This window comes from Sulfitobacter sp. HI0129, assembly GCF_001635395.1.
In the GTDB taxonomy this organism is placed as follows: Bacteria; Pseudomonadota; Alphaproteobacteria; order Rhodobacterales; family Rhodobacteraceae; genus Sulfitobacter.
Genome location: NZ_LWGH01000624.1, coordinates 1 through 2,099, shown reverse-complemented (window position 1 = coordinate 2,099; position 2,099 = coordinate 1). Strand labels below are relative to the sequence as shown.

Genomic DNA, 2,099 nt, shown 5'->3' with positions numbered 1-2,099 from the left:
GCAGAACGACGCGTGGTGGGGGCCGGGCTACACCGAATGGCAGGCCGTTACCGCCGCCCGACCCCAGTTTCCCGGCCACGCCCAGCCCGCCCTGCCGCAGGGGCTGGGGTTCTACGACCTGACCCGGACGGAGGTCTTGGGCGAACAGACGGCACTGGCCCGACGCGCCGGGATCGACGCTTTCTGCTGCCATCACTACTGGTTCAACGGCACCCCCCTGCTGGACGCGCCCCTGCAGGGGCTTCTGGACCGGCCGGAGATCGATTTTCCCTTTTATCTCTGCTGGGCCAATGAAAGCTGGCGGCGCAACTGGGACGGGCTGAGCGGGGAGACACTGATCGCACAGACCTATCCCCCGGGCTTTGAGCAAGCGCTCGCCGGATCCGTCGCACGTTACATGCGCGATCCGCGCTACCAGCGCCCCGACGGGACGCGCCCGCGTTTCGTGATCTACCGCCCCGGCGACATGCCGGACCCGGCGGCCTCCGTCGCGGCGCTGCGGCAGGCGTGGCGGGACCTCGGCGTTGGAGAGGTCGAATTGGGCGCGGTGCGCTTTCACCTGCCCGGGCTTTCCGCGCTGCCGGAGGATCTTTTCGATTTCCAGATCGAAATGCCGCCCCACGGACTGGTGACTCCGGGCGATTACCTCGTAGGCGGCCCGCCGCGCGACCTGCCTCCCGGCACGCCCCGGCCCGGCGCGGCCTTTCGCGGCCTCATCTACGATTACGAAGCGGTCATCGCCAATGCGCTTGCGACGGACTGGAACCGCCCCCCCAACCTCATCGCCGGGATCATGCCGTCGTGGGACAATACCGCCCGGCGCGGCAGGGATGCCCATATCGCCCATGGGGCCAACCCCGCCGCCTTCCGGCGCTGGCTGCGGGGCCTCGCCTGCCGCCGGCTTGCCGGATCCTACCGCAACGAGCTTTTCGTCAACGCGTGGAACGAATGGGGGGAAAGGGCCGCGATGGAGCCGTCGCGCCAATACGGCACCGCGCTGATCGACACGATGGGCAACTGGCGGCGCGCGGCAGAACGTGGGGGGTGCAGCACATGGCACGGTTGATCCTGCATATCGGCACCCACAAGACCGCCAGCACCACGATACAGCAGGTCTTCGCCACCCATAGGGAAGGGTTTCGCAGCCACGGGTTGATCTATCCCCGCATGGGTTCGGCGCAGGGCCACCACGGGCTCGTCGCCGATTGGGTCAGCCTGCCGCCCGCCTTCACCTATGCAGGCGGATCCGCCGCCGCGTGGCAGGCGCTCGCCCGCCGGTACGCGGCAAGCGATCACACCATCCTGCTGAGCACGGAGGAGCTTTCCCGCGGCCAGCCCTGCATGCAGCCCGATCTGCCGGCGATCCGCCGCTGGGCCTCCGCCTTCGAAGAGGTGCGCGTGGTCTGCCTGCTGCGGGATCAACCGTCGTTCCTGCAGTCGGTCTACCTCGAACTGGCGAAGAAACAGGCGCCGCCCTATTGGGCCGAATTCCTGCAATCGGCGCTGCGCACGGGCTTCGCCGCCGGTCTGCACCTCGACTACGCTGCGCTGGACCAACGGCTTTGCGCCGCTTTCGGGGCCGACGCTGTGCGCTACGTCGATTATGCAGCCGCGCGCGACGGGGGCGACATCGTCGAACGGCTTCTGCAGGCGGCGGGCTGCGATCCAACCCTTCCCCGCAAACTCGGCATCGGCCCGGTGCGCGCCAATGTCTCGCCCGAGCCGCTGGTGGCATGGGTCGCCTCCATGGTCGCCCGGCCCGAAGCCGCCTGCGCCGACCTGCTGCAGACCGTGCGTGCGGTGCTGCAGGCCGCACCCGGCTGCAACCGCCCGACAACCCTCTACACGGAGGCGGAGGAAGAGCGGATGTATGACAATGCCCGCAGATGGAACGAAAACTTCCACGACCGTCTCGCCACCCGGCAGTCCGGTTTCGCACTGTCTCTCCCCCCGCCCGGCGGGGCGGCCACCCGGCGCGATACGCTGGGGCCGGCTTTCTGGATCGCGCTTGCCCGCGCCATGCGGGAAACGCAGCCCGCCGAAACCCGCCTTGCGGGCTGAGGTCGGCAATCCCGAACGCGGGCCGCAAACCGCAGCCC

Annotated in this window: 2 protein-coding genes; both read left to right on the top strand. The window is 69.2% G+C overall.

Annotation, left to right across the window (positions count from 1 at the left end; all coding sequences use genetic code 11):
* Positions 1-1,066 (top strand): glycoside hydrolase family 99-like domain-containing protein (locus A3764_RS16335; protein WP_201722448.1); only part of this gene is annotated, 1,066 nt, incomplete at its 5' end.
* Positions 1,054-2,061, top strand: a complete 1,008-nt coding sequence (locus tag A3764_RS16330) for a hypothetical protein (RefSeq protein ID WP_067922802.1) — start codon at positions 1,054-1,056, stop codon at positions 2,059-2,061. The genes A3764_RS16335 and A3764_RS16330, both read left to right, overlap by 13 nt.
* Positions 2,062-2,099: the final 38 nt, after the last annotated feature.

Coding starts and splice junctions, on each gene's coding strand:
- A3764_RS16330 (WP_067922802.1), top strand. CDS start 1,054: ATGGCACGGTTGATCCTGCATATCGGCACCCACAAGACCGCCAGCACC.